Source organism: Mesorhizobium sp. WSM4850 (genome assembly GCF_055811735.1).
The window spans coordinates 46,185-71,893 of the sequence record NZ_JBVVPV010000003.1; the positions used below are offsets into that span (position 1 = coordinate 46,185).

A 25,709-nucleotide genomic window follows, 5' to 3' on the forward strand; every position below is an offset into this window, starting at 1 on the left:
GGCCCCCCCTACATTCCCTATTCCCGGGGCGGCCTGGTCCCTCTTTCCCCCACTCCCCCGCCCACCCACGCCTTCCTTCGTTGCCCCGCGCCCCCCGCGCCCCCCCCCCCCCCGCCCGCCGCGGCTTTTTCCCGTTACATCGACGGGGCGTGCGAGAAGGACAAGGGCGCCGCCCCGGTTGTTACCAGCTGTTCCGCCGGAGCAGTCGCCCTTTCCGAAGCCTCGGCCTTCATCCTGTCGCTGGTCGCCGCCCATGAGGGCCGACCCGAGCGCGACATCGTCGCTGCCCTGATCGCATCTGCCGGCGAGGCCATCGGCCTGTCGCCGCTGCTGGCGCGCGGGGCGCAAGACATTGGCGACCTTGCCGACCTGCCGGGCTTTGCCCGCAAGGCGGCCAATCGATTTCGGGGCGGACCATGAATTCATCATCTGACGGGCCTTGAGTTGAACTGACGCCCGTACACTGAACCTGAAAAACCTTTCCCGCCACGGGAAACAGCGCCGGGATTTCCCGGCGCGGGAAACCTTATTGCCGCGAGGACAAGCCATGGTGCCACATGCCAATGCCCGCCACTTCCTGCTCAAGGCCAAGCAGCGCGACCTGATCGCCGCCGCCGGCGGCATCGAGCGCGCCGCGGAAGTCTGCTCCTATTCCAAAAGCGTGGTCGGCCGCTGGAACAATCTCGACAGCCCGGAACTGATGGAACTGCCGGCGATCTTCGCGCTGGAAGAGGAATCCGGGCGCTTCGACATGAGTGAGGCGATTGTCGCCGTTCGCGGTCGCCGTTTGGCGGACGTCGAGGCGGTTGCCGCCAATGGGTCGCTGATGGCGGTCCATGCCGACGCGGTTGTTCGGATGGGCGAACTGATGACCGAAGGCGCCATCGCCTTCGCCGACGGCAAGCTCACCCCGTCTGAAAGTGGGCGGATCGACCGTTCGCTGGCCGCCCTGGTCGACGCGCTGTCCGAGTATCGCAAGGTGGTGGCGTCTGCCCGTGCCTCCGGCGGGCTCAAGGTGGTGGGCGGCGAATGAGGACCGTGTTCGACATGATCGCCGGGCGTGATGCGCCGCTGGCTGCCGGCAGTAACGGCATGGGCCGCGTGCTGGCCGACCTCGACACCCATCAGTGCCGGTTCCCGCTGCGGGGCGAAGGTGTCGCCACGCGCTTCTGCGCCGCGCAAGTGTCCGAAGCCGACTGGCTGCCGGGCGCTCCCGGTCGCTGCTACTGCCGATTCCACCGCCGCCTGACCGAAGGGCGCGGCACCGGAGCCGAGCGAGCCGCGCCGCGCGTGCTGGAAAGGCTGGCCTGATGTTCGAGCCGGCCGAGCGCAAGCAGTTCGCCATCCAGGTCTCGCCGAAGGTGTTCGACGCCATCACCAAGCGCGCCCGTGAGCAGGGCCTGACGCCGACAGGCTACGCCAAGCTGCTGTTCGAGGCAGGCTTCGCCGCGCGCATCGGCCAGGAGCGCGCCGCGCCCGTCGACGATGCCGAGCTGGATCGCCAGGTCACGCTGGTTTTCGCCTGCGCCGGTCATGGTGACGTTGCCGCGATCTCGAAAGCGACGGGCGTGACCGAGGCGACCATCGCACGAATCCTCAAAGCCTGGCGCAAAACAGGGGCGAAAGCATGATCCATTCCCTTCCGGCAGCCTGCGCAGTTGGCCTTGCCATAGGCGGCATGGCGCTCGGCATTGTTGCGATCTGTGCCACCGACGCGTGGCCGCACGACGCAAAGTCAACCGCAGTTGCGCCGACGGGGTGGGCCTACCCGTTCTCCTGCTGCTCCGGCTACGACTGCCGCGAGGTGGCAGACGCCGACATCGTCGAGGGCGCGCGCGGCTATGAGATCCGCCGCACCGGCGAACTGATCAACATGTCCGATCCGAAGATCAGGCAAAGTCCTGACGGCAAGTTCCACTGGTGCTCTGTCGCCGGTGCCAATGACGGAAAGACCATCTGCCTGTTCGTTCCGCCGAGGGGTTTTTGATGGGCGCGTTTCATCGGGCAGAAAACATCGATCAGGCCGAGGCCTTCTATCGGTTTTCGGTGCGGTGCGACCGCGCCATGAACGCCAAGATTGAGGCGGCAGCACGCAAGGCCGGCATCAGCGTTACAGCCTTCGTGCAGCGGCATTTCGAGAGCATCCTCGATGCTCGGCCAAATGCGCCTAAGCTGGCTACTTTCGACGCCGCGGCGTTCGATGTGGTCGCGTTCAGCAAGCGCCACCACATCGCGCTGATGGCCGCGAAGCTGTGGTGCGCGCTTCGCGTCCATGCCGACGAGAATGGCAAGGTCCAGCGCTTCCAGACGCTGCTCGCTGAAGACATCGGCTGCGACCACGCCTCGACCGGCCGGCTCGCCAAAACGCTGATCGATGCGGGTCTGCTGGAGACGGTGCGCAAAGGCAAGATGGGCGTCGGTGCAACCTATCGCGTCATCGGCGAGGGGCTCTGAGCGATGAACCTGCCGCTGAAAGACCGCCTGGCACTGGCTTCCGTGACCCTCGATTTCCTCGCCAAGATCATGCGCGGCGAAGACGACGACGGCCAGGCACGCAGCCTCGCCAATGACGTCGGATACATCGGCGAGCGCGTGCGTGAGCGGCTGAAGGCCGAAGAGAAGCTTCCCCTCAATCCTGAAAGGACTGGACCATGAGCCGCGTGCTCCGCACCTTCCGTGAAATGCTCGGCCTGCTGTCGCGTGGCGATTTCTCACGCCATTGCGACAAGCTTCTGAACGAAGCGATTCAGGCGGTCGAGGAGTGCCCGGCCGACAAGTGCAAGGCCGAGATCATCGTCAAGATCACGCTCGACTATGAGCTTGGCCGCATCGACATCAAGGCCGATGCCAAGGCGAAACTGCCCGACACGGTCAAGTTCATGAAGACGCCGTTCTGGGCGATCGACGGGCAGCTTTCGGTCGAGCACCCCAACCAGATCGACATGTTCCGCGCGCCGCGCGCGGCTGCCTCGCGCCAAAGCGAGGATGACGACGAAGGCGAGGAAGCCGCGGCCTCCTGATTTTTCCCAACCCTAGAAAGGACCCGGCCATGGCCGACGCGCAGACGAAAGTGCCTATCGAACCACATGCCATCGAACTCGTGACAGCCCTCGCCAAGCAGGCGGCGGCACCCGAAATCATCATTATCGACACTACGGGACTCGGCGACAATCTCCCAGGCAACATCCCGGTCGCCTTCGACCGCACGACCTCCAGCTTCAAGTCGCTGAAGGGCCTGGTGCAGGAGTTCCGAGACGTCAAAGACCGGCGCAAGGGCACGGCCCGGGCCGAGACGCTCGAGAGCTTCATCAACCTGATCAATCGGCACAAGGACGCTCAGTCCGCGTTGTTCGGAAAGTGCGCCTGGCCGGAGCCAAAGCTAACCGCCGTGCTCAACTACAATGCCGCCCAGGCCGAGGTTCGCCCCGCCGACCATCGCGTTGTCTATGCGTTTCCGCTGACCGAAGAATTCAAGGCATGGGTCAGCGCCAACGCCAAGCCGATGGAACAGGAAGTCTTTGCCGCCTTCCTGGAAGAGCATGCCGCCGAACTGGCCGCGCCGACGGAAGGCGAGATCAGCGAATATGAGCTGCAGTTTAAGGAAAAGATGGCGACGCCTTCCGAAGTCGTCTCCCTGTCGCGTCACCTGGAAGTGTTCGTCGCAGCGCGCGCCAAGCAGGGCATTCGCCTGCAAACCGGCGAACGCGTGGTCGAGTTCTCCGAAGAGCATCAGAACGCCAAGGGCGAGGCGATCGTCGTGCCCGGCGTGTTCATGCTTTCGGTGCCGGCTTTCGTCGACGGCGATGCGGTGCGCATTCCGGCCCGGCTGCGCTATCGCGTCGCCAGCGGCAAGGTCATGTGGTTCTACCAGCTCTATCGCTGGGAGTTCTTCCTGCGCGAGCAGGTGGAGAGTGACCTCGAGGCCGCTGCTAAGGCCACCGGCCTGCCGGCCTTCGAAGGCGCGCCGGAGGCCTGATGCCGACAGCGCTCGCCATCGCTTCTGAAACGCAGCTGCCGTCTCTTGTGAAAGAGGCGGCAGCCGCACTCGCGCGCGCGACCAGCGCCGCCGAGGTGTTGGCCGCGCGGGACATGGCGTCGACTGTCTATGACATGGCCAAGCGCACGGCCCGCCTGCAAAAGGCGAAGAAGGCGCATGACGAATTGATCGGCGCGACCTATCGCGTCCAGGCGGATTCCCTCGAAATCGAGAGCTTGGCCAAGCGCCGGCTTGCCGATGAATACGATGCTGCCCAGTCGGCCGGCGCGGCCAAGGGTGGCCGCCCAAAAACCGTTCCGGACGGGAACGGTTTCACTGCGGAGGAAGCCGGGCTGAACCGCAAGCAGGTGTTCGAGGCGAGGCAGATGCGCGATGCCATCGAGCAGGATCCGGGCATCGTTCGCCGGGCTCTCGACCAGATGCTTGCCGCTGGCACCGAACCGACCCGCGCCGGGCTGAAGCGCGCCGCGGCGGACCTGCCGCCGACCAGGCCGAACCTGCGCGCCGCCGTCGGCACTGACAGCGCGACGGCAGCCGAGCGCGGAAACAATCTTTATGAGACGCCTGTCGAAGCGATGCGCGCGCTGCTGTCGCTGACGCGGTTTGGCCCGACCGTCTGGGAACCCGCCTGCGGACGCGGCGCGATCTCGCGCGTTCTGGAAGATGCGGGATACGAGGTAACGCTCTCCGATCTCATCGACTACGGCACGCACAGCCGTGATGGCGAAGTGCAGGAGGTCGGCGACTTTCTCTCCACGACGGCGCGGAAGGACTGCCCGGACATCGTCACCAACCCGCCCTACGGGCAGGCGCTCAACGCGTTCGTCGCGCATGCGCTGCGCGTGCACCGGCCACGCAAGATGGCGCTGCTGCTCAACCTCAATTTCCTCTGCGGCTTCGATGATCCCGACCGCTGCTTCGCCATGGATGTGATGCCGCCTTCGCGCCTCTACGTCTTAAGCCGCCGCCTGCCGATGATGCACCGCGACGGCTGGGATGGCCCGGAAGCGTCCAGCCGCATGAACACCGCCTGGTTCATCTGGGAGCTACGGCCACAGGCAGATGGCAGCGAAAGCTATGACGGACCGACCGAGATGCTGCGCGTCGACTGGAAGGTGTTCGAAGGCGCGAGCTTGATTGGGCCGGATAAGCTAGAGGGCAGGCGTGGCTTCCGCGACGCGTTGAAGGATTACGCCGAATACAACCGTCTCAAGGCGCGCGGCGACGATCTGGGCGCGGATGAAGCCGCGAGGCTGGCCGACCTCACGCCCATCGTCGAAGCCGATCTGGCGCCCGTCGCCGAAGAGGCGCCAAAGCCTAAGCGCGGCCGACCGCGCAAGGCGGTGCCGGCATGAGCGAATTTGAGAGACATCTGGCCTTCGCCCGCGCCGACGCGCTTGAGATGCGCCGCTTGCTGAAGCGGATTGACGAAATCCCCGCGAATGAGATGGCAGCGCACCTCGCCGCATTGCGCGTTCAACACGCAATGATCGGCCGTGATCTCGATCGGGTCCAGAAGGCCGCATCGGCTGAGAAGGCGGTGCCGGCATGACTACTCAGATCACTTCGTCTGTTGTCGGGGATTTCGTCGGCTCGCATCGCAACGGTTCGTTTGTGACGCTCGATATGGGAGCCGAGCAGGTCACCCTAACGCTATCTTTCAACGAAGAGGGAGTTGCGCGCCGCTTCGCCGACGCGGTCGACCTGGCGCGTTCCGGGCCGGAACATAGCGCCCTGACGATTGTCCAGGCGCTTGTCGAGGCCTCCCGGTTGGCGAAGGCGCTGTCGGTCGAGCGACTGGAGGGCGGTTCCGCAACATGGGACGTTGATCGGCGAGACATCGCCGGCGAGGCGTTCGACGTTCGCTTGCTCTCGCATCATTTCCGCAGCGCCGCGGCGGCAGCCTTCACGGCGGTGGCAGACATGGATGCCGCTCTGGCGTTCATCTCCTCCATTGATGTCGATGCTTTGGGCGGTGCCGAAAACGCCTTGAGTGCTTGTCGAGCCGCAGCTGGCCAAAGCCTCATGCGATCACGCGGGCCAAAGCGTGAGGACCAGCTCAATCTCTTCGGCCAACCGACAGGTGCACCATGAACATCGCCGCGCGCGAGGTCAGCGGTGTCCGCGAGCTGCTCGACCATAACCCGGTCGTCGGCGCTCGGCGCGCCGGCGCCAAGCGATTTTGGACCGGTCGCGAAGAGAAACTGTTGCGCGCCACCTATCCGGGCGGCGGCGTCACTGCTTGTCTCGCTGCCCTGCCTGGTCGCACGGCGTCGTCGATCTACCAGCGCGCCGCCGTGCTTGGCCTGCGCGTGCCGGGCGCCAACGGCAAGGTCAACGAAAGGCTGGCGTGGACGTCGAGTGAGGCGATCGACGCCATCATCCGCCGCGCCTATCAGAAGCTGCCGAGCAAGAACGACGTCCAGCGATGCGCCGCGACCTGCGGCCGCCCGCGCTGGTGGGTGTCGAAGCGGGCGGCCAAGCTCGGCCTGGTGACGCCGCGCTTCAAACAGGCGCCATGGTGCGAGGCCGAACTCGACCTGATCGGCGACAATGCGCACAAGGCGCCCGCCACGCTACGCCGGATGTTGAAAGCGAAAGGGTTCGATCGCACCGAAACGGCGATCATCGTCAGGCTCAAGCGCCTCGGTGCCGATCGCACCGACCCGCACCACCTCAATGCCAACCAACTCGCCGGCGTCATGGGCGTCGACCGCAAGACCGTTGCCGCGTGGATCGCGAAAGGATGGTTGCGGGCAGTGCGGCGAGAGGCGACCGCGACCGACGATTTCTGGTGGATTCATCGGCGCGACGTCGCCCGCTTCGTCATAGACAATGTCGCTGTCGTCGACATCCGTAAGGTCGACAAGTTCTGGTTTGTCGATCTTCTCGCGCATGAAGGCGCCTCGCCATACGCGAAGTCGGAATCCAAGCGCGATAGGATCCTTTCACTTGCGGCCGCGCGGCCTGACCTCAATCGGGCGCAACTGGCGGCGATGACGGAATCGACGCCGTCAGCGGTGTCCGTCGTCCTCAGCAACGCCAAGCACAACGCAAAGCAGGTGGCGCTATGAGCCGCCTGCTGCTTGGTCCGGCCGCCGATGTCCTGCGCACGGAAATCGCCGACGCCTCGGCCGATATGGTCTACTCGGACCCGCCGTTCGGCAACGAAAAGGTGTGGACCGGCAAGGCAGGATCGTTCGACGATCGGTGGGAATGGTCGGCGGCGTCATCGGCGGGCTGGGCGGCCCTGCAGCGGCATTCGCCGGCCGGCGTAGCGCTGCTTGCAGCCGTAGCCCGGACCAAGTCGGCGCGCGCCTATCTCGGCGTCATGGCCGGCATCGTCGTGGAGCTTCGGCGCGTCCTGAAATTAACGGGCACCCTGTGGCTCCATTTCGACGACACGATGGGCGCCGAACTGCGGCTGCTGTGCGATGCGGTGTTCGGGCCTGAGAATGCCATCGGCACGCTTGTCTGGGTGCGCACGCTGGGCGGTCACGGCAATGTCAAGGGATTCGGCAGGATCCACGACACGATCGCCTGCTATGGCCGTTCGCGCGCTGCCAAATGGCGGCTGTGGCGGATCGGCACGCTGGACGGCGATCCGATCACCGGAGAAGGCTTCGGCCGCTTTGACGACTTTGCAGTTGCCGCACCGCTTGGGCCAACCGACAAGGAGCGGGTCGGCTACCCGACCCAGAAGCCGATTGCACTCCTCGAAGAGTTGATCAGGGCAGCGACATTGCCGGGCAATGTGGTCCTCGATCCCACCTGCGGCAGTGGGACGGCGCTGGTCGCGGCAACCAGGCTGCAGCGCAAATCGATCGGCATCGATATTTCGCAGGATGCGCTGACGGCGGCTAGTGCTCGCCTGACCGGTCCTGCCACCGCGCAACCTTCATTCGATTTTGGGGAGGTTGCATGAACGCGCCCGTCTCGCTTTCCCCCATCGAAGATCCTTATCTCGACTTCCTGCGCGGCAAGATGCAGCTGGCCAAGGCCGACGGCTTCGACGTCGCGGCCGATGACATCAACCCGGCCGGCGCGCCGCATTGCCGCGCGATCGTGCGCTGGGCGCTGAAGGGCGGCAGCCGCGCCATCTTCGCATCGTTCGGCCTGCACAAGACTTTCATGCAGATCGAGCTGATGCGGCTGGTCGGGCGGTTCGCGCCTGGTCTCAGGCTGATCGTCATTCCGCTCGGCGTCCGGCATGAGTTCTTCGCCGAAGCGGAAGAGCGCTTTCAGGGCGACTGCGCCGTCAAGCTGAAGTTCATCCAGAGCGATGCCGGCATTGATGACGAAGACACGATCTACCTGACCAACTACGAGAGCGTGCTTGCCGGCAAGATCGACGTGTCGCGGTTCGTAGGGGCGAGCCTGGACGAGGCGGCGGTTCTGCGCGGCTACGGTACGAAAACCTTCCAGACGTTCCTGCCGCTGTTCAAGGCGGTGCGCTTCAAGTTCGTCGCCACCGCGACGCCGTCGCCGAACCGCACCAAGGAACTGATCCACTATGCCGGTTTTTTGGGCGTGATGGACACCGGCCAGGCGTTGACCCGGTTCTTCCAGCGCAATTCGGAAAAGGCCGGCGACCTCACCCTGTTCCCGCACAAGGAAGACGAGTTCTGGCTGTGGGTGCACAGCTGGGCGGTGTTTTTGCAGACGCCTTCCGACCTCGGCTTCCCCGACGAAGGCTATGTGCTGCCGCCGGTAACGGTGAACTGGCACGAGGTGCCGGTCGACCATTCCACCGCCGGCTACGACCGCGACGGGCAGGGCCTGCTGATCCGCAACGCCGCGCTCGGCGTCACCCAGGCGAGTGCGGCCAAGCGCGACAGCCTGGCCGCGCGGATCGCCAAGATGGTCGAGCTGATCGCGCAGGATCCTAAGGCGCACCGCATCCTGTGGCACGACCTCGAGGACGAGCGCCGTGCGATCGAGGCGGCGGTGCCGGGGGTGCGCTCGATCTATGGCACGCAAGGGCTGGAGGCAAACGAGAAGAACGCCATCGGCTTCAAGGATGGCAAGTTCCGCGACCTCGCGACAAAGCCGGAAATGTCGGGCGCCGGCAACAATTTCCAAAAGCATTGCCACTGGGCGATCTTCGTCGGCGTTGGCTTCAAGTTTCATGACTTCATCCAGGCGGTGCACCGCATCGTGCGCTTCGGCCAGGTGCATGAGTGCCGCATCGACATCATCTTCTCTGAGGCCGAACGCGAGGTGCGCCGCAACCTAGAGGGCAAGTGGGCCGAACACGAAAAGCTCATGGCGCGCATGGCCGAGATCATCCGACGCTATGGACTGGACGGCCTGCCGCTGGACGACGTGCTGTCACGCTCGATCGGCGTGGCGCGGCGCGAGGAACGCGGCGACAGCTTCGTCATCGCGCATAATGATGCGGTGCTCGAAGCGCGGCAGACGGCAAGCGCCAGCGTCGGCGAGCTCATCACCTCGATCCCCTTCGCCAACCACTACGAATATACGGCGAGCTACAATGATTTCGGCCACACCGACGACAACGGGCACTTTTGGGCGCAGATGGACTTTCTGACGCCGGAGCTGTTCCGGATCCTGAAGCCCGGCCGGCTGGCCTGCATCCACGTCAAGGACCGAGTGCTGTTCGGCAGCGTGACCGGCGAGGGCGTGCCGACCGTCTCGCCTTTCCATGCCGAGGCGATCTTCCACTACCTCAAGCACGGGTTTCAGTTCGTCGGCATGATCACCATCACCACCGACGTGGTGAAGGAAAACAACCAGACATACCGGCTGACCTATTCCGAGATGATGAAGGACGCCACCAAGATGGGCGTCGGCTGTCCGGAATATGTCTTGCTGTTCCGCCGGCCGCAGAGCGACCTTTCGCGCGGCTACGCCGACGAGCCTGTCGTGCACGATAAACCGCTGGTGATCGCGCCGGATGGCACGCATGGGCGCTGGAGCGACGGCGACCGCCGGCCGCAGGTGCCGGCCAGCGGCTACACGCTGGCGCGCTGGCAGCTCGACGCGCACGCCTTCTGGCCGTCCTCCGGCGACCGGCTCTTGACCACTGACGAGCTGGTGCGGCTCGGCCCGAAGCCGCTGCGCGCGCTGTTCCAGAAGGTCAGCGAAGAAGCGGTCTACGATTTCGAGATGCATGTAAAGCTCGGCGAGGAACTGGCCGCGCGGGACAGCCTTTCGAAAACCTACATGACGCTCGATCCGCCCTCAAAACACGAGGCTGTCTGGACCGACGTCGTGCGCATGCTGACGCTGAACGGCGAGCAGGCGTTCAAGAATTTGGAAAAGCATGTCTGCCCGCTGCAGTTCGACATCGTCGACCGGCTGATCGAGCGCTACTCGAACAAGGGCGACATCGTCTATGACCCGTTCGGCGGCCTGATGACCGTGCCCTACCGGGCGATCCTCAAGGGCCGGCGCGGGCAGGCCTCCGAGCTATCCGCCACCTATTTCCATGATGGCACGCACTACTGCCGCAAGGCCGAAGCGCAGATGGCCGTGCCGACCATGTTCGACATGCTTGGCATCGGCGACGAGCTGGAGGCGGCGGAGTGACACAAAGCTTCCTTGGCCTTGAGACGATCTACGGCGTCGATGGCGAACACGCGACACCGTTCCTGACGCGGATTCGCATCGGGCGTCTCCGCGTCCATATCTTCCACCGCGGCGACGCTGATCCTGATCCGCACGATCATCCGTGGGATTTCTGGACCTTTCCTCTCACGGCCTACGTCGAAGAGGTTGTCGACCTCCCTGCAATGAATGTCCGGCGCCAGGTCGTTCCGGCGTGGCGTTGGTCATACCGGCCGGCCGAACATACGCATCGGGTTCTGGGCCGTTGGTCGGGCAACAAGAACGTTCCGTTTGTCGATGTCAGTGATGTTGGCCCCGGCAAGATTTTCACGATCATCTGGCAAGGAAAGTCGGCGCGCAAATGGGGTTTCCTGCGCAATCGGGATGGCAATTGGTGCTGGACGCCATGGCGTGAATACGTCTTTGGCGGCGGCAAGCACGCGCCGTGCGGCCCGGCGGAATACGACCCCGGCAAGGATTCCGCCGGCTCCTATGCTGCAGCGATAGAGGCGAAGCGGCTGCGCGGCGACACGCATTGGCCGGAGCCAAAGGAGCGGAAGCCGGATCCTGAAACCGAACGCCAGTTGAAGCGGCTGAAGCGCGCGCTCGACCGCAAGCTGAACGACGGTGGCCATGGCTGACATCGCCTTCCACACATTCGCTATCGCCTTTCAAGACCGGCTCGATTCGCTCGGCTATTCGCTGCGCGTCGCAGAACAGAAATGGCCAGATACCGACCGGGCGATGCTGTCGCGCGCCGTCAATGGAAAGACGTTGTCGGCCGGCAATTACCTGCTGCTCTGCAACTATGCCGGCCTTGACCCTTACGCCTATTTCAAGCCGTGCCCGCGCCGCCATGTGACCATGAAAACCATTGCCGAACAGTTGGTTACACCGCCTGTCCAACGTGAAACACGGAACTCCTGATGACCGATTCCATGCTGCCGATCCTGCGCCAGCTTCACGACGCCGACGGCGATCGGGCGCGGGCTGACACGCTGCTGCGCATGCCCGATTCGGTCATGCTGAAGTATCACGACGTGATCGAAGGAGCATGCCGACGCGCGGATTTCGATGCCGGCGCAAAGTTCGTGGCGGTGCGCGTCTCACTGTCACTTGCTGTGCGTGACGGTGAGGGCAAGCCGCCGACCGATTTGGCGGCGTTGGCCGAGCGCTGGCGCGCCGGCCTGGCGGAATTCGCGGGAGGCGGATCGTGAGTGCCGTCGGCAAGAATGTCGATCCGCTGGCGCGCGCGCTGGCGCCGGTGGTGCGGGAAATGTTGATCGCCGAGGTCGAGCGGCTTGCTGCGGCGATGCCGGTAGCAAAGCCAAAGTCCAAGGCCGATGACGACATCATGGAGGCCTGCCGCCAGGTGGCCAGCGCCGCCGACAGGCTGGCGCAGGCAAAGTTCGGTGTGGGCGAGATCGCCGCGCGCAAATCGCTGGAACGTGCCGCAAACTTTCTAGGCCGCGCCATGCGCAAGCACGGGCGGATGCCATGAAAGTCGACCTCTTCGGCCACGACACGATGCACCGCGACGCCACCTTCCATGGCGACGACCGCGTCACGCTGACGCGTGCTTGGGGACCGGGGCCGAAGGCGTGCTTCATCGGCTGCAATCCATCTAGGGCCGGCAAGAAGGTCGATGATCCGACGTGCCTTTGGTGGACGGCATGGTCGCAACTCTTCGGCTACGGCCGCTATGTCGCGGTGAACATGTATCCGTTCGTGACCAGCAGCCCGGCCGAATGCCGCAAGATGGCGGATTGGGAAAACAATGGCCCCGACTGGTATGCGCGTGACGCGCTGCTGCACAACCTCGATATCGTGGTTCAAGAGGCCAAGGCCGCCGACATCGTCATTGCCTGTTGGGGCGCCATCGCGTGGGACGATACATGGGTCGATCATGTCGTTGAGGCGATCCAGTCCGGCGGAGCGCCTTGGCCTGATCTCTTCTGCTTCGGAAAGACCGCCAGCGGAGCGCCAAAGCATCCGATGGCGCGTGGCGTCCACCGCATACCGCGTGATCAGAAGCCCATCCTTTGGAGGGCTTCAGCATGAACGCCGTCGCGCTCTCTCCCGATGCCGCGCGCCTGCGCGCCATCCGCGCGGCGCTGGCGGCCATCGAGCCGGCGGTATGGACGCGCGTGCATGGCGAGACGGCATTCGTAGAATCGCGCGGCGAGATGGGCGAGCTGTTCGTGCTGGCGCGCTTCGACGAAGCGACGATTGACGAGATCGCCTTCGTCACAGACGCGCCGGACACGGTGCGATTCCTACTGCAGCTGCTCGATGCCGCCTTCCGCGAAATTCGCCAATTGCGCGGCCTGCCGGAACCGCGCCGGGCCGATCAGCAACGCGGTGAACCGATGGCGCGCGACGTGAAGAACTTCGCCGCCGAATGCGCGATGAAGTGTCAGGACGCGGCCTTCAAGGTTTTCCTGCATGAGCAGCACGGGCTGGAAAAGCCGCTGACCGATGAACGCGTGACGCAAAAGGTGCGCTCGCTGCTCGGCGTGCAATCACGAAAAGAACTCAACAGTGGCGGGCGGGCAAGCCAGGCGTGGATAGCGCTGCGCGGCGCCTTCGACGCATGGCGCAAGGCGGGACGATGAAAAAACTGGCTGAAACCCCGCTTGTCGAGATCCCGGAAGCAGAGCTTCGTCGCATCCTGATGCGTCTCGGGGGGGGCTGGCTGACCGGCTCCAGCGCGCTCGCCGCCATCGTCCTGTGGTCGAGCGGAAAATTCGACACCAACGACATCGCCGCAGTGCTTGCCGTGCGCGAGGACGCGGTGTGCCGCACGCTCGCAATGGCGCGCGACGGCGCCAGGCTGGACGCGAGGGCTGATCGATGAACGCACCTTTTTCCCTCGATAACCGCCTGACTGTCGTGCTGTTCGCCGGCATGGGCGGCGGCTGCGACGGTCTGGAAGAGGCCGGTTTCCATGTCCATGTCGCGATCAACCACGATCCGGTCGCCGTTGCCGTGCATGAGAAGCGGCACCCGCATACGCGGCACCTGCGCTGCGACGTGTTCGAAGCCGATCCGCGCAAGGTGACCAACGGGCGCGGCGTGCGCGCGCTGCATGCCTCGCCGGACTGCACGCATTTCTCGGTCGCCAAGGGATCGAAGCCGGTCAGCAAGCGGCGGCGTTCGCTGGCCTGGGTGATTTGCCGCTGGGCCGGCGCGGTGCGGCCCGAGACGATCACCATGGAGAACGTGCAGGAGATCACCACATGGGGGCCGCTGGTCGCCAAGCGCGATCCGGCAACCGGGCGTGTCCTGCGGCTCGACGGCTCGGTCGCCGCCAAGGGCGAGCGCGTGCCAATCGCCGAGCAATGGCTGATCCCGGATCCTCGCCACAAGGGCCGCATCTGGCGCGCCTGGCTGAAACATCTGCGCGGGCTCGGCTACAATTTCGAGCATCGCGTGCTGATCTGCGCCGACTATGGCGTGCCGACCATCCGCAAGCGCTTCTTCGGTGTCGCCCAAGCGGATGGCCGGCCGGTGATCTGGCCGGTGCGCACGCACGCCCCGCGCAAGGATGCCAAGCAGCTCGGCCTCAAGCCTTGGGTCGGCGCGCATACGATCATCGACTGGTCGCTGCCGGTGAAGTCGATCTTCGGCCGCAAGAAGCCGCTGGCCGAGGCGACGCTGCGGCGCACCGCGCGCGGCGTCATGCGCTATGTCGTCGATGCGGCGAAGCCGTTCATCGTGCCGATCACGCATTCGGGCGGGGATCGCGTTCATGATGCCGGAGAGCCGCTGCGGACGTTGACCACGGCACACCGCGGCGAACTGTCGGTGGTGACGCCGGCATTGATCCGCACCGATCAGCAGAGCGCCGCGGCTCGCAATGGCGTCCAATCTGTCGAAGAGCCGCTTAACACTCTGCATACCTCGTCCGGCATCGCAATGATGGGAGCGACCATCGTTGGCGCCGGCGGGAGGGCAGCCCAGTCGGCGCCGCGAGACCTCGAGGAACCGCTTGGCACGACAACCGGCAAAGAAGACCGGGTGCTGGTCGCAGCGCACATGACCAAGTTCAATCAGAACGGCGACGGCTACATGCCGACGGAACCGTTGGACACGGTGATGGCGGGCGCACCTCGGCATGCTGTCGTCGCCGCCAGCCTCATACAGGCCGGCTATGGCGAGCGGGAGGGGCAATTACCCCGCGCACTCGATGTCGAGGAGCCGATCGGCGCGCAGGTTGCTGGCGGCGGCAAGCATGCGCTGATCGCGGCTTTCCTAGCACAGCACAACGGCGATCCGCGCGTTGACGGCAGCAAAGAGGCGCGGCCGGGCCGACCAATCGACGAGCCGCTTGGTGCCTTCACGACCAGCCCGCAAGTTGGTGTCAGCGCCGCATTCATCGCCCAGCACAACACCGGCGAGCCCGGGCGATCAGCGGAGGATCCGCTGTCTACCATTGTCACGCTCGGATCGACGCAAGGCGTTGCCGCCGTCAGTCTTCAGCGCCAGTTCGGGGCCAGTATCGGAGCGGACGTCGAGGATCCTGCGCCGACGGTCACGGTGGGCGGTTCAGGAAAGTCCGCGTTGGTGGCAGCAGCGCTAGGAAACCTGCATGGCACGAGCCGCGACGGGCGACCGATTGAAGAGCCGCTGGCTACGGTCGCTGCCGGCGGAAATCATGCGAATCTGATCCTCGGCTTCCTCCAGCACTATTTCGGCTCGGGCAAGCAGGATGACGACGTGCGCCAGCCGCTCGGCGCGCTGACCGGCAAGGCCCGCTATGGCCTGGTCGAAGTGATGGTGAAGGGCGTCCTGCACTACATCGACGACATCGGCATCCGCATGCTGGAGCCGGAGGAGGGTGCTGCCGCCCACGGCTTCAAGCCCGGCACGCTGCCGGCCGAGATCACCATCGACGGCAAGACGCGTCGCCTGACCAAGACCGAAAAGTATCATTTGGTCGGCAACAGCGTTCCGCCGCACATGATCAAGCTGCTGGCCGAATGCAATGTCCGGCACGCCTTCGCGGAGGCTGCGGAGTGACGAACCCATATCTGATCGCCGGCCCGGCTCTTATCTCGTTCTCTGGCGGGCGCACAATCGCCTTCATGCTGCATGAGATCCTGCGCGCGCATGGTGGGAGGCTTCCCGACGACGTGATTGTCGCCTTTGCCAACACTGGCAAAGAGCACATGAAAACGTTGCGCTTTGTCCACGAATGCGAGACGCGATGGAGCGTCCGTATCCATTGGGTGGAGTGGCGCAAGGGGGCGCGAGGATTCGAGTTGGTCGGCTACAACAGCGCGTCACAGCGCGGCGAGCCATTCCGGGCGTTGATCGAGAGCAAGCAGCGGCTGCCAAACGGGCATGAGCGGTGGTGCACCGAATACCTTAAAGTTCTGCCGATCTTTGCACTGATGCGCCACCAACTAGGGCTTGAACCGGGCGGCTACGAAGAGGTGATCGGCCTGAGAGACGACGAGGGCCTTCGCATTTTCAGCGGCATGGAAAGGGCGGCAAAAACCGGCCGTTCTGTCACCTATCCTTTGGCAAAGGCGAAGGTGCGCAAAGACGATGTTTGGCGCTTCTGGCTCGGCGAGAACCTGGACGCGAGACGATTGGGGCACCCGTTGCCGCAAGGTTTCGACGTCGGCCTGCACCCCTGGGAGGGCAACTGCGATTTCTGTTTCCTGAAAGGGAAAGGGATACGAAAGCGCATCATCCGCGACAATATGGTTGTGCCTGCATGGTGGGCAGCACGAGAGCTTGCAACCGGCGGACAATTCGACAAACGCGACAGTGTGGAAGATCTGATCGGTCAAGTCCGCAAGTCGCCAAGCCTTTTCGATTCCGCCGACGACGAAGAATACGACGTCGAGTGCGGCCTTCACTGCGAGGTGCCGGCATGAGCCAAGGCTTCGACATCGGCCATTGGTCTGGCGGCCTCGCTGAGTGGACCGATGATGACACCGCGTATCTGTCGGTAGCCTTTACCTGGCGGCTAAACGACGCCTATCAGCGCGCCTGCTGGTATAAGGCGGCCGGCTACAAGGTCCGCGCCGGCGGGCCTGGCATCTTCACGCGCAAGCACTTCCTTGCGGACGTCGCCGAGATCGGCGGTGCGATCGAGGATGCAGTGGCGCGGCACAATCCCATGGCAACCATCGCCAGTCGCGGCTGCCCGGTTGGCTGCTGGTTCTGCATCGTCCCGAAGATGGAGGGGAAAGCCTTCACGCTGCTTCCAGACTTCCCGGTGCGGCCGGTGCTCTGTGACAACAACCTGTCGGCTTTGCCCAGCGATTACCAGGATCACATCGTCTCGCGCTACCGCGCCGCCGGCGTGCCGCTGCTCGACGCCAATAGCGGTTTCGAGCCCCGCACGTTCAACGACGAAGTCTATGCTCGCTGGAAGGTCATCAATCGCGGTCCCTGGCGCTTCGCCTACGACGACATGGCCGAGCGGTCGTTCGTCGAGCTCGTCATGCGGATGCTGGCCGACGTGTCACCCCGCCGGAAGCGCGTCTATGTCCTCATAGGCAATGAGCCGTTTGCGGCCTGCATGGAGCGCATTCGCGAAGTGATGTCTTGGGGCGGCGAGCCGCACGTGCAGCCCTTCATGAAGCTCAATGCCTTGGAGCGCCGACCATTTCCTCGATTCGACTGGAATGAACAGCTCTTGCGTGACGTGGCGCGCTGGGCGAATTCGCCGATGATCTGGCGCAAGACGCCGTTCGCGGACTATCGGCGGTCGGCCAAGACGCGCGAGCGCTATGACGAACAGGTGGGGATGTTCGTATGAGCCACGCCGCGACGAAATGGGCTTTCGACCAGCCGGAGCTTCACCGCGACATGAAGCCGTCGGAATGGGCGGTGCTGATGGTGCTGGCGGACTGCCATAATCCAGTCAACGGCTGCTTCCCGAGCCAGGACTACATCTGCAGCAAGACGAACCTTGCTGAGCGCGCCGTGCGCGACCAGCTCACCCATTTGCGCGAGCGCGGCCTGATTGATTGGGACGCTGTCCGTGAGAACGGCAAGCGCGGCTCAAACCGTTACCGGCTGGGCTTTGAGCCAGACTTTCAACCGGCAAATTCTGCCGGTAGCTCCGAGCCCGCCGCAACCGGCGAAATCGAGCCTGTTCAACCGGCAGATTCCGACAGTTTCAACCGGCAAAATTTGCCGCCTAACCTTGTAAGGGAACCGGTAAGTGAACCTGTTGAGAGAGAGCGCGAGCGCGAACCTGAAGATCGAAAAACGGTGGAGCGCTGGCTGAAGCGCATTCACCCGACATGGCCGACCTTCATCGCCGACAGCGGCAAGACCGCGCTCGCCGCGGCGATGGCACTGACGGCGGAAGAACGCGAGGTGGCAGCCGACCGCATGGCTAACTATCTCGCCGCCGAGAAGGCTTCCGGCGGGCGCTGCGCTTTCGGCGTGTATCTCTCGGAAAAGCGCTGGGAACGGCTTGGACCGAAGCCGGAAGCGCCGGAGAAGCCAGCCTATGCGCCGGCCTTCGGGCCGGTGTGGGCGGCGATCCGCATGCGCGACCTGGTCACAGGGCCGAAGGCGCCGCCGGCGCCGCTGAAGGGCTGGGAAGAGAGCGCCATCGCCAACGGCAGGCTGGACCGGGAAACCCTCGAGAAGGGCAACCGGATGCGGGCAGGGTGGCCTATGGTCAACGCGCTGCACCAGGCAGCCGAGACGCGCGGGCTCGGCATTCACGGCTACGGTCCCGATGAAGAGCGGCTCGGGAAGTTGTGCGAGTTCGTGCCGGTCGGCAGTGAAGTCTGGAAGGCCTGGAAGGTCGAGCACGAACTGCGCGGCTGGCCCTGGCTGCCAGATCCCGGAACGATGCGTGGCGTGTATTTCCCGGCTGGCGGGCCAGCAGGACTGGAAGAATTCGAACAGGCGGTGCGAGGGACCAATGATGCACAGCAAGCGGCCGAGTGACGTGGAGCGTGCATGGCTCGATCACGACGGCAAGCCCATCAACATCGACTATGCCTGGCAGACGAGCGATGAGCGAATCGCCCTGCGCCGGCGAGAGCAGGCGATGCTCGCGGCGGCCGGTATGGATGGCCCGGAAGCGCGCTGGTATGTGCTGCAGGTGAAGCACGGCTTCGATATTGCTGTGGATAAGTCGCTCGGCGATGCTCGGATTGAGCGCTGGATGGCGCAGGAAACAATCGTTGTGCGTCGGCGTGGTCGCTTCGGAATGATGCGACCTAAGGCCCGAACGGTGCCATTCCTGCCCGGATACATCTTCGTGAAAGTGGTCTGGTGTGCGCCGTGCTGGCACGCGTTGGTGAGCATCAAAGGGGTCGTTAGCATCCTTGGAGGAGCTGATCGTCCGGCTCCGGTTCCAGCTGATAAGATGTTGAAATTGCGTGCTGATGTTGAGCACGACCCAGAAGCTATCAAGGCGATGATCAAGTCGTTCAATGTAGGCGATGAGGTCAGCGTGGATGACGGGCCATTCGCATCCTTCCCTGCCGTTGTGCAGTCTGTCAGCGACAAGGGCCGGGCGATGATCGAAGTGATGATCTTCGGGCGTGCAGTGTCGGTCGACCTCGACCTTGCTCAAATCAGCAAAGCGTATTAGCGGAATCGACCCAGGACGAGCCGAAAGAGTCGCACACTGCAAAGTGGAAGCGCCATCGGCCCCAGGTGAAGCGAAGGGCGCGGCCCGGAATGCTTCCCCGCAATGGATAAGATTCCAGTGGCAAAGCTGAAGATGATGGCGCCGGCGATCCGGACCATCGACACCCGCACGGTCAAGGTCGCACCCAAGACTGCTGATGCGTTCTACCTGTCGCCTGAGTGGCGCGAGCTGATGGCAGAGATCATCGCCGAGCGTGGTCGCAGATGCGAGGACCCGCAATGCGATGGCAGGACGCATCGGCCGGGCATGCGTGTGTTCGGTGATCACGTGGTCGAGCTCAGGGACGGCGGCGCGCCGCTCGACAAGCGCAACATCATGCTCCGGTGCGGAGCATCGCACACCAAGAAGACGCTGGCCGAGCGGGCCAAGAGGATGGCCGCCCGACCCTGATGGGGAGGGGGGGGCAAATCTCTAGGGCCTTCCGGGGGTCCTAACCGCTTGGGGTTCATTCAGAGGTTTTTTTTTCGATGAGCGAGATTTTGGACCTCTTCGGTGAGCCCGTTCCGGCGAATTGGGGTGAGCGCGGTCGACCGCAGCACATCGCGAGCCAGAAAAATCGGAATCGCGTCAGCATGTTAGTGTCGCTGGGCTGGTCCAATGCGCGGATTGCCTCGGCGCTGTTCGTGACCCTGCCGACTTTGCGGAAGCATTATTTTTCCGAGCTCAAGTTCAGGGATGTGGCCCGAGACCGCCTAAACGCAACCATGGCGACCAAGCTGTGGGAACTATTCATGGCGGGCAACGTCGCAGCCGGGAAGGAATTCCGAGACTTGGTCGAGAAGAACGACCTGATGCTGTACGGGCAGAGCGCGCAGCCGACGAAGCAGGAAAAAGCTCCCAAGCTCGGCAAAAAGGAAGCCGAAGCCGCCGCGGCTCACCAGCCGGATCGGGGCAACCGCCTCGGCGATCTAATGGCGCGCCGGCAGGATCCAGTGAACTGATGCGTCGCCTCATATGTGGGATCTGAGCTGCCCGGACTGGGAAGAGCGCATCCGCACAGGCCGGTCTCTCATTCCGGATTTGCCGCTGATCCGATCCGAGGCCGACATGGGCCTCGCCTTCTTCGACGAGTTGAAACTGCCGGATGTTCCGGGAAAGCCGCGGCTCGGCGATGCCGCAGGGCAGTGGTTCCGCGACATTGTCGCCACTTCGTTTGGGTCGTGGGATCCTGTCTCGCAGCAGAACTTTATCCGCGACATCTTCGTCCTTGCACCCAAGGGCTCTTCGAAGACCTCATACGGTGCCGGCCTGGCACTGGCCGTGATGCTGATGAACCGGCGGCCACGTGCAGAGGCCCTGTTCATTGGTCCAACCCAGGCGATTTCCGATCGCGCTTACGAACAAGCCGTCGGCATGATCGAGGAATCGCCTGACCTCAAGCGGCGCTTTCGCCCGCGCGATCACCTCAAGACGATCGAGGATCTGGTCAATCGGTCGGAAATGAAGGTCAAGACGTTCGACCTCAATATTCTCACCGGGGCGATCCTGATCTTCGCTCACCTCGACGAAATCCACCTGCTCGGCAAGTCTTCCTACGCCGGCAAGGTGATCCGGCAAATCCGCGGCGGCATCGACAAGACGCCTGAAGGCAAGTTCTTGATCACGACGACCGAGAGCGATGACATCCCGGCCGGCGCGTTCAAAGATGAACTGCATAGCGCGCGCAAACATCGCGACGGCGAATTCCGCGGCAAGGAAGCAAGGCCGACACTGTCGGTGATGTTCGAATTCCCGCAGGACATCGCCAAGGACCCTGATAAATGGCGTGATCCGGCCAACTGGCCGATGGTGCAGCCGAACCTAGGCCGGTCGGTTCATTTGAAGGATCTGGTCCAAGGCTGGAATTCCGACAAAGAGAAGGGCGAGCGCTCGATCCGCGAGTGGGCGTCACAATATCTCAACATCGAAATGGGCGTCGGGCACAAGACCGACGGCTGGCCTGGCGCCGAGTTCTGGGCCGGCGCTGAAGAACCGGAGCTTGACCTCGACAGCCTGATCGAGCGCTCGGAGGCGATCGTCGTCGGCATCGACGGCGGTGGCCTCGACGATCTGTTCGGCGCGAGCGCGCTCGGCCGCGAGAAAGGCTCCAAGACCTGGCTGTCGGTTTCGAAAGCATGGTGCCACAAGAGCGTCCTTGAAAGGCGGAAGACAATTGCCGCCAGGCTGCTGGACTTCTCCAATGTTGGCGAGATCGAGATCATCGACGATGAGTTCGTCGACGTCGCAGGCCTGGTGCCGCTGCTCGAGCCTTGCGACGCGCTGCTGTTGCCGAAAGATGTCGCCGGCGTTCTGATCCTGGTGTCGCGGGTCCTTGAAGCCGGCAAGCTGGCCGCGGTGGCGATCGACGTCGAGGGGCCATATGGCGAACTTGCCGATGCGCTGGCGCTGATCGGCGTGACGCAGGAAAACAAGAACCTGGTCGGTGTCGGTCAAGGCTACCGGCTGATGAACGCCATCAAGACCTCGGAGCGAAAGCTTGCCAACGGTACCCTCAAGCATGGGTCGAGCCAGCTCATGGACTGGTGCGTGGGCAACATCAAGATCGAGCCGACGGCGACCGCGATTCGCGCGACCAAGCAGAATGCCGGCGATGCGAAGATCGATCCGGCCATGGCGCTGTTCGATGCAGTTTCAGTGATGGTTACGAACCCCGAGCCAGTCTTGGTGGCAGGCAAATCATTCTGGGACGACGTTGAGTTCGACGAAGATGAAGCCGCGGACGATGTCGCATCAGAAACGGCGTGAGAGGGACATCACCGGATGTGGCCATTCAGTCAGTTGTCGGCCACCTTCCGGCGTCAGTCAGAACAGAACGTCGCATTCAGCGAATCGTTCTGGCGCGACGATCTAGGGGTAGGGCTGCCGACGCTTTCGGGCGAGCGCGTCACATGGAAGACAACACTCGAACAGACGACGGCTCTTCGTTGCGGGCTGACAATCTCGGACGGCGTTTCGACCGTGCCGTGCAAGGTGATGCGGAAGGATCCGGCCACTGGTCGCCGGGCCGAAGCTGAAGAACATCCGCTCAGCGATCTGTTCGGCTATCAGGTCAACGACTGGATGGACCCGCTTCAGTTTATGGAGACGGTTGCCATCCACGCCGTCTTCACCGGCAACGCCTACATCTTTCTCAACCGGGTGCGTGGTCGCATCGTCGAGATGATCCCGCTGATGCCGGACTGTGTCCGCGTCGAACAGAAAGACGACTACAGGCTGGTCTACCACGTCACCGCAAAGGACGGGACGGCCGAAGAGTATCCGCAGGAAACGATCTGGCATTTCCGCGGCCCGTCATGGAATTCATGGACCGGCCTCGACGTCACCAGACTGGCCCGCGAAGCACTCAGCCTGTCGATGGCAACCCAGAACGCACATGCCCGACGGTTCGGCAATGGCATCCAGTCGACCGGCATGTATTCGGTCGAAGGCGAGTTGAAGGAGCCCCAATACAAGCGGCTCCGCGCCTTCATCACGCAGAACTACGTCGGCGCCAAAAATAGCGGCAAACCGCTTCTCCTCGACAAAAACGCCAAGTGGCATCCGATGGATCTCACCGGCGTCGATGCCCAGCACATTGAGACGCGGAAACTGCAGATCGAGGAGATCTGTCGCGCCTTCGGTGTCATGCCGATCATGGTCGGCTTCTCCGACAAGGCGGCAACCTATGCCAGCGCCGAACAGATGTTCCTCGCACATGCCGTACATACCATCCGGCCTTGGCATCGTCGGTTTGAGAAGTCGATGCGGCGCTCGCTTCTCACCAAGGAAGAGGTGAAGGCCGGCTATTACTTCAAGTTCTTCGATACCGAGCTGCTGCGCGGCGCCGCCAAGGATCGCGCCGAATATTACTGGAAGCGATTCCAGATGGGCATGTCGCCGAACCAGATCGCAGAGCTCGAGGACGAGGACGGCTACGAAGGCGGCGATATCCACCTGGTGCCCGGCAACATGATGACCGTCGAGAACGCGACCAAGGCGATGCCTGGCCGCGGGATCGGCGACAACGGCGGTCCACCGCTCGACGACGAGGCCGCCGAGAATGCAAGTGCAGCAGCCAACGCCCTTCGAGATCGCATGAATGCCGGCCGAGTTCTCTCGGCCGAGAATGAAGGCAAAATTCGAAGCGCTCGCGACAACCTAGACGCAGTCCTGGCGAAATTGGACGAGCAACAGGAAACCTGACGATGAAAAAAATCATCATCGACCTCGCGCCCTTCAAGGCATCGGCCGCGCGTAACCGCGCACCGAACTCTATCGGGGTCGGCTCCGTTCGGGTCGCTGCCGAATCCGGGGCTGACAGCGCCGATATCTACATCTACGGCGACATCGGCGGGTGGTGGGATGGCATCCAGCCCGAGGATGTCGCGCGCGAAATCGCGGCACTCGACGTCGAGACGCTGAACGTCCATGTCAACAGCCCTGGCGGCCTCGTGTTTGACGGCATCGCGATCTACAACTCGTTCGCCGCTCACTCCGCGAAGGTCATCATGAATGTCGAAGGCATTGCCGCGAGCATCGCCTCGGTTATCGTTATGGCCGGCGACGAGGTCCGCATCGGCGAGTCCGCCAACATCATGATCCACAAGCCGTGGAGCTTTGTGATCGGTGATGCCAACGACATGCGGCAGGAAGGTGCCATCCTCGACAATCTGGAGCAGGCAATCGTCGACATCTATGCGGCTCGCACGGAACTTGACGACGAAAAGCTGAAGAACTTGATGGCCGCCGAGACCTGGTTCAGGGGTCAGCAGGCCGTTGACAACGGTTTCGCCGATACCGTCGTTCCCAACAAGGGCAAGGAAAAGAAGGCGGCGCGTTCCGCGTTGCTGAAACTCTACAATCATACCCCATCCGACCTGAAGCCGACGCATGATGCGCCGCAGGTCCGCCAATTCGAGCATCTCCTGCGCGACGCAGAGCAGATGCCCAATGCCCTCGCGAAGCGTCTTGCTGCCGCCGCGCAACGGGTTTTCCAGGCGCCTCGTGATGAGGCGTACGCCGAGCCTCGCGAAGAGGGCGGGAATGCAGCGATCGCCGAACTCGCCGCGGTTTTCGACCGCGCGACATCCCTCTTCAAATCCTGAAACTGGAGACCTGAAATGAAAATCACCCGCATTCTTGCGGCGGTTTGCGCTGTTGCGTTGATCGCCGCCTTCGCCGTCATGGCGTTCCCGGACGCCGGGTCCGGCATCCTGTCGGCATTTGGCCACATCGACACAGGGCAAATGCTCATGGCTACGGTGGCACCCGTAGCCTCGCTTGAAACCCTGCAGAAGTCCGTCGGCGACTTCATGAACGGTTTCGAGGAGTTCAAGAAGACCAACGATGCTAATCTCAAAAACCGGGACGTCGTGCTCGAAGAGAAACTAGCCAAGATCAACGCCCATCTCGATAAGTGGGAGCCGCTGAACCAGAAGTTCACCAAGGAGGTTCAGGACAGCCAAAAGGCCATGCAGGAGCAGCTCGACAAGGTCGAGAAGGTCCTGAATAGGCCGAAGACAGGCAAGGAAGGGCAGGAAGAGGACGCCGAATACAACGCGGCCTTCAATCACTGCATCCGTCGTGCACCGGACCGCCGCGATACCGCCCAGGTCGACCTCATCAACAAGCGGCGCGCCGCCTTGGTGAAGGGTGACGACGCCGGCGCTGGCTATCTGCTGGCTCCTCCGGACGTCAACCGCGAGATCATCAAGGACATCATCGAGATGTCTCCGATGCGCTCGATCGCAACCGTCCGCATCATCGGCGGACCCTCCCTGAAGCAGCCGAAGCGCACCGCAGCGGCCGGCGCCGCAACTCGCGTCGGCGAGGTCCAGCCGCGTACCAACACGGGCGACCCTGCCTATGGCATGTTCGACTTCCCGGCACCGGAGATGTTTGCCCGTGGCGAGATCTCGCTGCAGATGCTCGAGGATGAAGACTACGACCTGATCGCGGAGCTCCGTGGCGAGTTCGTCGATCAGTTCGCGGTCAAGGAAGGGCAGGAGTTTGTGTCCGGTACCGGTGCATCGAACCAGGCGCAGGGCTTCCTGTTGGCCGGCGCCGGCGTTGCGGAAGTCGTCAGCGGCGCCGCAGCGGCGCTCACCGGCGACGGTATCATCAACCTCTGGGCGGCACTGAAGACCGGCTATGCCAGCCGCGCCGTCTTCACGATGAACCGGTCGACTATCGCGTCGGTTAGGAAACTGAAAACCGGTGACGGGCAGTACATCTGGCTGCCGGGCATTGCCGGAAGCGTGCCGAACTCAATCCTCGGTGCGAATTATCTGGAATTCCCGGATATGCCCGACATCGCTGCCGGCACCTACCCGATCGCCTATGGCGACTTCCGTCGCGCCTACGTCATCGTTGACCGCGTCGCGATCTCGTTCCAGCCAGACTACACGACCGGCGCCGATAATGGCGTCGTCGTCTTCCGCTGCCGGAAACGTGTCGGCGGCGGCGTCCGTCAGCCCGACGCCCTGAAGAAGCTCAAGATCGCGGCCTAGTTTTAAGCGGTTC

Annotated in this window: 32 protein-coding genes and 1 pseudogene; all 33 read left to right on the top strand. The window is 63.5% G+C overall.

Features of this window, described 5'->3' with window-relative positions; all coding sequences use genetic code 11:
* Window positions 1–420 (top strand): annotated as a pseudogene (locus tag AC0L2Z_RS06200) (hypothetical protein); the annotation flags it as partial.
* A 127-nt stretch (window positions 421–547) separates the two neighbouring features.
* A complete protein-coding gene (locus tag AC0L2Z_RS06205) occupies window positions 548–1,033 on the top strand; it encodes a phage regulatory CII family protein (protein ID WP_473627132.1) in 486 nt (161 codons plus the stop codon).
* Window positions 1,030–1,311 (top strand): hypothetical protein, encoded by a 282-nt coding sequence (locus AC0L2Z_RS06210; RefSeq protein ID WP_473627134.1) that lies wholly within the window; start codon window positions 1,030–1,032, stop codon window positions 1,309–1,311. Before AC0L2Z_RS06205 ends, AC0L2Z_RS06210 begins: the two co-directional genes overlap by 4 nt.
* A complete protein-coding gene (locus AC0L2Z_RS06215) occupies window positions 1,311–1,631 on the top strand; it encodes a helix-turn-helix domain-containing protein (RefSeq protein ID WP_473627136.1) in 321 nt (106 codons plus the stop codon). Before AC0L2Z_RS06210 ends, AC0L2Z_RS06215 begins: the two co-directional genes overlap by 1 nt.
* Window positions 1,628–1,987, top strand: a complete 360-nt coding sequence (locus AC0L2Z_RS06220; protein ID WP_473627137.1) for a hypothetical protein — start codon at window positions 1,628–1,630, stop codon at window positions 1,985–1,987. Before AC0L2Z_RS06215 ends, AC0L2Z_RS06220 begins: the two co-directional genes overlap by 4 nt.
* On the top strand, window positions 1,987–2,454 hold the full coding sequence (locus AC0L2Z_RS06225) for a hypothetical protein (protein WP_473627139.1): 468 nt from the start codon (window positions 1,987–1,989) through the stop codon (window positions 2,452–2,454). The genes AC0L2Z_RS06220 and AC0L2Z_RS06225 overlap by 1 nt, the downstream gene beginning before the upstream one ends.
* Before the next feature lie 3 nt (window positions 2,455–2,457).
* Window positions 2,458–2,655 (top strand): hypothetical protein, encoded by a 198-nt coding sequence (locus AC0L2Z_RS06230; RefSeq protein WP_473627141.1) that lies wholly within the window; start codon window positions 2,458–2,460, stop codon window positions 2,653–2,655.
* On the top strand, window positions 2,652–3,020 hold the full coding sequence (locus AC0L2Z_RS06235; protein WP_287260103.1) for a hypothetical protein: 369 nt from the start codon (window positions 2,652–2,654) through the stop codon (window positions 3,018–3,020). Before AC0L2Z_RS06230 ends, AC0L2Z_RS06235 begins: the two co-directional genes overlap by 4 nt.
* Before the next feature lie 29 nt (window positions 3,021–3,049).
* Window positions 3,050–3,976, top strand: a complete 927-nt coding sequence (locus AC0L2Z_RS06240; protein ID WP_473627143.1) for a DUF2303 family protein — start codon at window positions 3,050–3,052, stop codon at window positions 3,974–3,976.
* A complete protein-coding gene (locus AC0L2Z_RS06245; RefSeq protein ID WP_473627145.1) occupies window positions 3,976–5,352 on the top strand; it encodes a TRM11 family methyltransferase in 1,377 nt (458 codons plus the stop codon). The genes AC0L2Z_RS06240 and AC0L2Z_RS06245 overlap by 1 nt, the downstream gene beginning before the upstream one ends.
* Window positions 5,349–5,549, top strand: a complete 201-nt coding sequence (locus AC0L2Z_RS06250; RefSeq protein WP_473627147.1) for a hypothetical protein — start codon at window positions 5,349–5,351, stop codon at window positions 5,547–5,549. The genes AC0L2Z_RS06245 and AC0L2Z_RS06250 overlap by 4 nt, the downstream gene beginning before the upstream one ends.
* Window positions 5,546–6,091 (top strand): hypothetical protein, encoded by a 546-nt coding sequence (locus AC0L2Z_RS06255; protein WP_473627149.1) that lies wholly within the window; start codon window positions 5,546–5,548, stop codon window positions 6,089–6,091. Before AC0L2Z_RS06250 ends, AC0L2Z_RS06255 begins: the two co-directional genes overlap by 4 nt.
* Window positions 6,088–7,071 (top strand): hypothetical protein, encoded by a 984-nt coding sequence (locus AC0L2Z_RS06260; RefSeq protein ID WP_473627151.1) that lies wholly within the window; start codon window positions 6,088–6,090, stop codon window positions 7,069–7,071. Before AC0L2Z_RS06255 ends, AC0L2Z_RS06260 begins: the two co-directional genes overlap by 4 nt.
* Window positions 7,068–7,922: a DNA-methyltransferase gene (locus AC0L2Z_RS06265; RefSeq protein WP_473627153.1), complete on the top strand. Its 855-nt coding sequence runs from the start codon at window positions 7,068–7,070 to the stop codon at window positions 7,920–7,922. The genes AC0L2Z_RS06260 and AC0L2Z_RS06265 overlap by 4 nt, the downstream gene beginning before the upstream one ends.
* Window positions 7,919–10,549 carry a DNA methyltransferase gene (locus tag AC0L2Z_RS06270; protein ID WP_473627155.1) on the top strand — a complete coding sequence of 877 codons (2,631 nt, stop codon included), beginning with the start codon at window positions 7,919–7,921 and terminating at the stop codon, window positions 10,547–10,549. Before AC0L2Z_RS06265 ends, AC0L2Z_RS06270 begins: the two co-directional genes overlap by 4 nt.
* Complete coding sequence (locus AC0L2Z_RS06275) at window positions 10,546–11,208, top strand: hypothetical protein (protein WP_473627156.1); 663 nt, start codon at window positions 10,546–10,548, stop codon at window positions 11,206–11,208. Before AC0L2Z_RS06270 ends, AC0L2Z_RS06275 begins: the two co-directional genes overlap by 4 nt.
* Window positions 11,201–11,494: a hypothetical protein gene (locus tag AC0L2Z_RS06280; protein ID WP_473627157.1), complete on the top strand. Its 294-nt coding sequence runs from the start codon at window positions 11,201–11,203 to the stop codon at window positions 11,492–11,494. The genes AC0L2Z_RS06275 and AC0L2Z_RS06280 overlap by 8 nt, the downstream gene beginning before the upstream one ends.
* Window positions 11,494–11,784, top strand: a complete 291-nt coding sequence (locus tag AC0L2Z_RS06285; protein ID WP_473627159.1) for a hypothetical protein — start codon at window positions 11,494–11,496, stop codon at window positions 11,782–11,784. Before AC0L2Z_RS06280 ends, AC0L2Z_RS06285 begins: the two co-directional genes overlap by 1 nt.
* Entirely contained in the window at window positions 11,781–12,068 is a 288-nt protein-coding gene (locus AC0L2Z_RS06290) for a hypothetical protein (protein ID WP_473627161.1), read from the top strand. The genes AC0L2Z_RS06285 and AC0L2Z_RS06290 overlap by 4 nt, the downstream gene beginning before the upstream one ends.
* Complete coding sequence (locus AC0L2Z_RS06295) at window positions 12,065–12,628, top strand: DUF1643 domain-containing protein (protein ID WP_473627162.1); 564 nt, start codon at window positions 12,065–12,067, stop codon at window positions 12,626–12,628. Before AC0L2Z_RS06290 ends, AC0L2Z_RS06295 begins: the two co-directional genes overlap by 4 nt.
* Window positions 12,625–13,182, top strand: coding sequence for a hypothetical protein (locus AC0L2Z_RS06300; RefSeq protein WP_473627164.1), 558 nt, complete (start codon window positions 12,625–12,627; stop codon window positions 13,180–13,182). Before AC0L2Z_RS06295 ends, AC0L2Z_RS06300 begins: the two co-directional genes overlap by 4 nt.
* Window positions 13,179–13,424 carry a hypothetical protein gene (locus tag AC0L2Z_RS06305; RefSeq protein WP_473627165.1) on the top strand — a complete coding sequence of 82 codons (246 nt, stop codon included), beginning with the start codon at window positions 13,179–13,181 and terminating at the stop codon, window positions 13,422–13,424. Before AC0L2Z_RS06300 ends, AC0L2Z_RS06305 begins: the two co-directional genes overlap by 4 nt.
* On the top strand, window positions 13,421–15,589 hold the full coding sequence (locus tag AC0L2Z_RS06310) for a DNA cytosine methyltransferase (RefSeq protein WP_473627166.1): 2,169 nt from the start codon (window positions 13,421–13,423) through the stop codon (window positions 15,587–15,589). Before AC0L2Z_RS06305 ends, AC0L2Z_RS06310 begins: the two co-directional genes overlap by 4 nt.
* 65 nt (window positions 15,590–15,654) lie before the next feature.
* Window positions 15,655–16,455: an adenine nucleotide alpha hydrolase family protein gene (locus tag AC0L2Z_RS06315; RefSeq protein WP_473627168.1), complete on the top strand. Its 801-nt coding sequence runs from the start codon at window positions 15,655–15,657 to the stop codon at window positions 16,453–16,455.
* The gene (locus AC0L2Z_RS06320) at window positions 16,452–17,345 is read left to right on the top strand and encodes a hypothetical protein (protein ID WP_473627169.1); all 894 of its coding nucleotides are present in this window, start codon (window positions 16,452–16,454) and stop codon (window positions 17,343–17,345) included. Before AC0L2Z_RS06315 ends, AC0L2Z_RS06320 begins: the two co-directional genes overlap by 4 nt.
* The gene (locus AC0L2Z_RS06325) at window positions 17,342–18,496 is read left to right on the top strand and encodes a helix-turn-helix domain-containing protein (RefSeq protein ID WP_473627171.1); all 1,155 of its coding nucleotides are present in this window, start codon (window positions 17,342–17,344) and stop codon (window positions 18,494–18,496) included. The genes AC0L2Z_RS06320 and AC0L2Z_RS06325 overlap by 4 nt, the downstream gene beginning before the upstream one ends.
* Complete coding sequence (gene nusG / locus AC0L2Z_RS06330) at window positions 18,471–19,148, top strand: transcription termination/antitermination protein NusG (RefSeq protein WP_473627172.1); 678 nt, start codon at window positions 18,471–18,473, stop codon at window positions 19,146–19,148. Before AC0L2Z_RS06325 ends, nusG begins: the two co-directional genes overlap by 26 nt.
* Before the next feature lie 102 nt (window positions 19,149–19,250).
* On the top strand, window positions 19,251–19,598 hold the full coding sequence (locus AC0L2Z_RS06335) for an HNH endonuclease family protein (RefSeq protein WP_473627173.1): 348 nt from the start codon (window positions 19,251–19,253) through the stop codon (window positions 19,596–19,598).
* 77 nt (window positions 19,599–19,675) lie between these two features.
* Window positions 19,676–20,149 (top strand): hypothetical protein, encoded by a 474-nt coding sequence (locus AC0L2Z_RS06340; protein ID WP_473627175.1) that lies wholly within the window; start codon window positions 19,676–19,678, stop codon window positions 20,147–20,149.
* Between the two features lie 13 nt (window positions 20,150–20,162).
* Window positions 20,163–21,953: a terminase large subunit gene (locus AC0L2Z_RS06345; RefSeq protein ID WP_473627176.1), complete on the top strand. Its 1,791-nt coding sequence runs from the start codon at window positions 20,163–20,165 to the stop codon at window positions 21,951–21,953.
* 15 nt (window positions 21,954–21,968) lie between these two features.
* A complete protein-coding gene (locus AC0L2Z_RS06350; RefSeq protein ID WP_473627177.1) occupies window positions 21,969–23,390 on the top strand; it encodes a phage portal protein in 1,422 nt (473 codons plus the stop codon).
* Window positions 23,391–23,392: 2 nt separating this feature from the next.
* Window positions 23,393–24,292: a head maturation protease, ClpP-related gene (locus AC0L2Z_RS06355; RefSeq protein ID WP_473627179.1), complete on the top strand. Its 900-nt coding sequence runs from the start codon at window positions 23,393–23,395 to the stop codon at window positions 24,290–24,292.
* A 15-nt stretch (window positions 24,293–24,307) separates the two neighbouring features.
* Window positions 24,308–25,696, top strand: coding sequence for a phage major capsid protein (locus AC0L2Z_RS06360; RefSeq protein WP_473627180.1), 1,389 nt, complete (start codon window positions 24,308–24,310; stop codon window positions 25,694–25,696).
* Window positions 25,697–25,709 lie beyond the last annotated feature (13 nt).

Bases quoted from the DNA above. Each gene is read 5' to 3' on its own strand.
- AC0L2Z_RS06205 (WP_473627132.1), top strand. From the start codon at position 548: ATGGTGCCACATGCCAATGCCCGCCACTTCCTGCTCAAGGCCAAGCAG.
- AC0L2Z_RS06210 (WP_473627134.1), top strand. From the start codon at position 1,030: ATGAGGACCGTGTTCGACATGATCGCCGGGCGTGATGCGCCGCTGGCT.
- AC0L2Z_RS06215 (WP_473627136.1), top strand. From the start codon at position 1,311: ATGTTCGAGCCGGCCGAGCGCAAGCAGTTCGCCATCCAGGTCTCGCCG.
- AC0L2Z_RS06220 (WP_473627137.1), top strand. From the start codon at position 1,628: ATGATCCATTCCCTTCCGGCAGCCTGCGCAGTTGGCCTTGCCATAGGC.
- AC0L2Z_RS06225 (WP_473627139.1), top strand. From the start codon at position 1,987: ATGGGCGCGTTTCATCGGGCAGAAAACATCGATCAGGCCGAGGCCTTC.
- AC0L2Z_RS06230 (WP_473627141.1), top strand. From the start codon at position 2,458: ATGAACCTGCCGCTGAAAGACCGCCTGGCACTGGCTTCCGTGACCCTC.
- AC0L2Z_RS06235 (WP_287260103.1), top strand. From the start codon at position 2,652: ATGAGCCGCGTGCTCCGCACCTTCCGTGAAATGCTCGGCCTGCTGTCG.
- AC0L2Z_RS06240 (WP_473627143.1), top strand. From the start codon at position 3,050: ATGGCCGACGCGCAGACGAAAGTGCCTATCGAACCACATGCCATCGAA.
- AC0L2Z_RS06245 (WP_473627145.1), top strand. From the start codon at position 3,976: ATGCCGACAGCGCTCGCCATCGCTTCTGAAACGCAGCTGCCGTCTCTT.
- AC0L2Z_RS06250 (WP_473627147.1), top strand. From the start codon at position 5,349: ATGAGCGAATTTGAGAGACATCTGGCCTTCGCCCGCGCCGACGCGCTT.
- AC0L2Z_RS06255 (WP_473627149.1), top strand. From the start codon at position 5,546: ATGACTACTCAGATCACTTCGTCTGTTGTCGGGGATTTCGTCGGCTCG.
- AC0L2Z_RS06260 (WP_473627151.1), top strand. From the start codon at position 6,088: ATGAACATCGCCGCGCGCGAGGTCAGCGGTGTCCGCGAGCTGCTCGAC.
- AC0L2Z_RS06265 (WP_473627153.1), top strand. From the start codon at position 7,068: ATGAGCCGCCTGCTGCTTGGTCCGGCCGCCGATGTCCTGCGCACGGAA.
- AC0L2Z_RS06270 (WP_473627155.1), top strand. From the start codon at position 7,919: ATGAACGCGCCCGTCTCGCTTTCCCCCATCGAAGATCCTTATCTCGAC.
- AC0L2Z_RS06280 (WP_473627157.1), top strand. From the start codon at position 11,201: ATGGCTGACATCGCCTTCCACACATTCGCTATCGCCTTTCAAGACCGG.
- AC0L2Z_RS06285 (WP_473627159.1), top strand. From the start codon at position 11,494: ATGACCGATTCCATGCTGCCGATCCTGCGCCAGCTTCACGACGCCGAC.
- AC0L2Z_RS06295 (WP_473627162.1), top strand. From the start codon at position 12,065: ATGAAAGTCGACCTCTTCGGCCACGACACGATGCACCGCGACGCCACC.
- AC0L2Z_RS06300 (WP_473627164.1), top strand. From the start codon at position 12,625: ATGAACGCCGTCGCGCTCTCTCCCGATGCCGCGCGCCTGCGCGCCATC.
- AC0L2Z_RS06305 (WP_473627165.1), top strand. From the start codon at position 13,179: ATGAAAAAACTGGCTGAAACCCCGCTTGTCGAGATCCCGGAAGCAGAG.
- AC0L2Z_RS06310 (WP_473627166.1), top strand. From the start codon at position 13,421: ATGAACGCACCTTTTTCCCTCGATAACCGCCTGACTGTCGTGCTGTTC.
- AC0L2Z_RS06315 (WP_473627168.1), top strand. From the start codon at position 15,655: ATGCTGCATGAGATCCTGCGCGCGCATGGTGGGAGGCTTCCCGACGAC.
- AC0L2Z_RS06320 (WP_473627169.1), top strand. From the start codon at position 16,452: ATGAGCCAAGGCTTCGACATCGGCCATTGGTCTGGCGGCCTCGCTGAG.
- AC0L2Z_RS06325 (WP_473627171.1), top strand. From the start codon at position 17,342: ATGAGCCACGCCGCGACGAAATGGGCTTTCGACCAGCCGGAGCTTCAC.
- nusG (WP_473627172.1), top strand. From the start codon at position 18,471: ATGATGCACAGCAAGCGGCCGAGTGACGTGGAGCGTGCATGGCTCGAT.
- AC0L2Z_RS06335 (WP_473627173.1), top strand. From the start codon at position 19,251: ATGGATAAGATTCCAGTGGCAAAGCTGAAGATGATGGCGCCGGCGATC.
- AC0L2Z_RS06340 (WP_473627175.1), top strand. From the start codon at position 19,676: ATGAGCGAGATTTTGGACCTCTTCGGTGAGCCCGTTCCGGCGAATTGG.
- AC0L2Z_RS06345 (WP_473627176.1), top strand. From the start codon at position 20,163: ATGTGGGATCTGAGCTGCCCGGACTGGGAAGAGCGCATCCGCACAGGC.
- AC0L2Z_RS06350 (WP_473627177.1), top strand. From the start codon at position 21,969: ATGTGGCCATTCAGTCAGTTGTCGGCCACCTTCCGGCGTCAGTCAGAA.
- AC0L2Z_RS06355 (WP_473627179.1), top strand. From the start codon at position 23,393: ATGAAAAAAATCATCATCGACCTCGCGCCCTTCAAGGCATCGGCCGCG.
- AC0L2Z_RS06360 (WP_473627180.1), top strand. From the start codon at position 24,308: ATGAAAATCACCCGCATTCTTGCGGCGGTTTGCGCTGTTGCGTTGATC.